Origin of the sequence: Actinomadura bangladeshensis (assembly GCF_004348335.1) — a bacterium.
Lineage (GTDB): Bacteria > Actinomycetota > Actinomycetes > Streptosporangiales > Streptosporangiaceae > Spirillospora > Spirillospora bangladeshensis.
This window is the reverse complement of record NZ_SMJW01000507.1, coordinates 1-1,978: the sequence shown is the minus strand read 5'-3', so window position 1 is coordinate 1,978 and position 1,978 is coordinate 1. Positions and strand designations below refer to the sequence as shown.

General features: G+C 73.1%; 4 protein-coding genes. 3 read left to right on the top strand and 1 reads right to left on the bottom strand.

Annotated elements, in window-relative coordinates:
• Positions 1-19: 19 nt before the first annotated feature.
• Positions 20-823 (bottom strand): L,D-transpeptidase family protein, encoded by an 804-nt coding sequence (locus E1284_RS40410; RefSeq protein ID WP_131945389.1) that lies wholly within the window; start codon positions 821-823, stop codon positions 20-22.
• Between the two features lie 23 nt (positions 824-846).
• Between E1284_RS40410 and E1284_RS40405 the strand changes: the two genes are divergently transcribed.
• From E1284_RS40405 to E1284_RS40395, 3 genes are all read left to right on the top strand, one after another.
• Positions 847-1,311: a YbaK/EbsC family protein gene (locus tag E1284_RS40405; protein WP_131945388.1), complete on the top strand. Its 465-nt coding sequence runs from the start codon at positions 847-849 to the stop codon at positions 1,309-1,311.
• Positions 1,312-1,662 (top strand): arsenate reductase family protein, encoded by a 351-nt coding sequence (locus E1284_RS40400; RefSeq protein WP_131945387.1) that lies wholly within the window; start codon positions 1,312-1,314, stop codon positions 1,660-1,662. It abuts the gene before it with no gap.
• Between the two features lie 56 nt (positions 1,663-1,718).
• Positions 1,719-1,978: hypothetical protein (locus E1284_RS40395; protein ID WP_207924246.1), on the top strand; the 260-nt coding region annotated here is incomplete at its 3' end.

The window sequence follows — 1,978 nt, the reverse complement described above, 5'->3', positions numbered from 1 at the left end:
GGCGGGGGCCGGCGGGAGGCTAGCGGGGCCGCCTGACGTGCACGGGGACGTTCGTTGCGAGGAGGTCCGGGAAGTACTCGGCGATGTGCATCGGCATCCGGACGCAGCCGTGCGACGCCGGGTACCGGGGCACGTCCAGAGCGCCGTGGAAGGCGATGCCGCCGTTGAAGTAGATCGGGTTGTAGAGGCGCCCCAGCGGTGAGGTCTCCCAGCCCGCGAAGCGGCGCCCCGTCCGGAAGTCGCCCGTGCCCGTCGTCGCGTAGCGGCACCGGGCGACGGTGGCGCCGCGGTCCTTGGCGCAGTAGTACTCCCCCGAGCCGGACGAGATGTGCGAGATGAGGCGCGGCCTGCCGTCCTTGTAGAGGACGAGGTACTGCCTCTTCAGATCGACGTCGACGCGGTCCCTCTCGCGCTTCTTCGCCATCGGGCGCGGCTGCTCGGGCGCGTCCAGGGCCGCCCAGAACGACCCGCCCAAGGTGCTCTTCTGCTTGAGGCGGTTGACCGCCTGGAACGCCCACACGGCCATCTGCGTGGACGGCCCGTACTTCCCGTCCGCCTTGCCGGGGTCGTAGCTGAGTGCCTTGAGGCGCTGCTGGAGGACCTTGACGTCGGCCCCCTTCGCCCCCGGTTTCAGCGTGCGATGCGCGGGGGACGGCGTGGACGTCGCGGCCGGCGTCGCGGCCGGCGTCGCCGGTGCCGTCGCGGCCGGTGTGCCCTCCTGCGCGCGGGGCTCCGCCCGCTCCGTCCCGCTGCAGCCCGCCAGGGCGACGGCCGCGGCCAGGAGCACCGCGCTTGTCCGCACGTCGATCGGTATCCCGCGCATGCGGAAAGCTTAAAGTGCTTCCCATGCATCCGAATGCCGAAATCGTCGCGAAAGCCCTGCGCGACCAGGGCGCGACCGGGACCGTCGTCGAGCTTCCCGACTCCGCGCGGACGGCGCAGGCCGCGGCGGAGCAGCTGGGCTGCGCGGTGGGCGCGATCGCCAACAGCCTCGTGTTCGACGCCGACGGGGCGCCGCTGCTGGTGATGACCAGCGGCGCGCACCGGGTGGACACGGCGAAGGTGGCGGCGCTGGTGGGCGCGGCGAAGGTGCGGCGGGCGACGCCGGAGTTCGTCCGGGCGGCGACCGGGCAGCCGATCGGGGGCGTGGCGCCCGTCGGCCACCCGGCGCCGGTCCGTACGCTCGTGGACGTCTGGCTGAACAGGTACGGCGAGGTCTGGGCGGCCGGCGGGCACCCGCACACCGTCTTCCCCACGTCGTACGAGGAACTGCTGAGGATCACCGGGGGCACCCCCGCGGAGGTGGAGTAGATGGAGATCTGGCACAACCCGCGCTGCTCGAAGAGCCGGGCCGCGAAGGCCGCGCTGGACGAGGCGGGCGTCGAGTACACCGAGCGCCGCTACCTGGACGAGCCGCCCACGGCCGACGAGCTGGACGAGGTGCTCAAGCGCGCCGGCGCCGAGCCGTGGGACGTGGCGCGGCTGAACGAGCCGGTCGCCAAGGAACTCGGGCTCAAGGACATGGAGCACGACCGGGCCCGGTGGATCGAGGTCATGGTGGCGAACCCCGTGCTGATCCAGCGGCCGATCGTGCTGGCCGGCGACGCCGCCGTGGTGGCGCGCGACGAGGAATCGGTGCGCAGGGCACTCGACAGCCAGTGACACGGATGTGATTCTGGGGAGTCAGGGCACGACGATCGGTGACCTCCGGAGGGGCGATGACCGCGCAGATGCGCACGGGCCCGGCGGCGCGCGACCCCGAGTTCCGCGGGATCGACCCGCCCGCGCTCGACCAGGTCATCAGGCAGCTGCAGGACGCGCAGAACGCGATCCGGGGCTGGCTGAACGCGCACCGTCCCCCTCCGGGGGTGTCCGCGGCCGGGTACCGGCAGGCCGACCAGGTGGCGCAGTGGGCCGCCGACCAGCTCGGGATGCTGTCGCGCCGCTACAACTACGCGGTCGCCCACCCCTCCCCCGG